This window comes from Synechococcus sp. R55.2, from assembly GCF_047462075.1.
Taxonomy (GTDB): Bacteria; Cyanobacteriota; Cyanobacteriia; order Thermostichales; family Thermostichaceae; genus Thermostichus.
Genome location: NZ_JANSIH010000170.1, coordinates 1 through 821 on the forward strand (window position 1 = coordinate 1; position 821 = coordinate 821).

Genomic DNA, 821 nt, shown 5'->3' on the forward strand with positions numbered 1-821 from the left:
CCCGGGGCAGGCTGGCCACCACTTGAACTGCGTTGGCGCTGGTTACGCAGACATCTGCCAGAGCCTTGATCTCGGCAGCGGTGTTGACGTAGGCCACCACCAGGCCCTCAGGGCAGGCTGCCTTCCACCGCAGCACATCTTGCGGGCGAATGCTATCGGCCAAGGAACAGCCCGCCTCCAGATCCGGCAGCAGCACCGTCTTTTCCGGGTTAAGGATGGCAGCCGTCTCCGCCATAAAATGCACGCCCGCAAAGACAATCACCTGGGCGCTCGTCTTTTGAGCCTCCCGAGCCAGTCCTAAGGAGTCTCCCACAAAGTCCGCCACCTCTTGAACTTCAGGGAGCTGATACGAATGCGCGAGGATAACTGCCTGCCTTTCCTGTTTGAGCCGGGCAATCTCCTGGACGATTGTGGCAGTGTTGTGTAGCAATGGGGTTTCTCCCTTCATTTTCGACTTCTTGTCGCGACAGCGTTGCGTAGCAATAACGGTTTTGTTCCTCTGGAGGCTGGACACGATCTGAGGACTTTGTCCCGCTAATGCGTTTGCAGGAGCAGCGCGCAGCAATAACGGAAAGCCCATCTCCTGGAGTTGGTCGACTCTGCTTTGGGGGGTATCTGAGCCGGCAAGAGAAGCAACCCCCAACCCAGATGCGCGGCGAAGCCTTTCGCGGCGCCCGGTTGAGCTGGAGCTGGGCTTAGGTTGTCTTCTCAGTTGTCTTCTCAAAGTAGCATTAGTCGCAACAGCGTTGCGTAGCAATAAAGCAGTGTCCAGCGAGGACTTGGCTCAGGGTCACACCACCAGCAAAGAGAGATCCAAAGCC

General features: G+C 57.7%; 1 protein-coding gene. It reads right to left on the reverse strand.

Annotation, left to right across the window (positions count from 1 at the left end; all coding sequences use genetic code 11):
- On the reverse strand, positions 1–448 hold a 448-nt coding region (locus NW838_RS06020; RefSeq protein WP_414427695.1), incomplete at its 3' end, for a quinolinate synthase NadA.
- Positions 449–821: the final 373 nt, after the last annotated feature.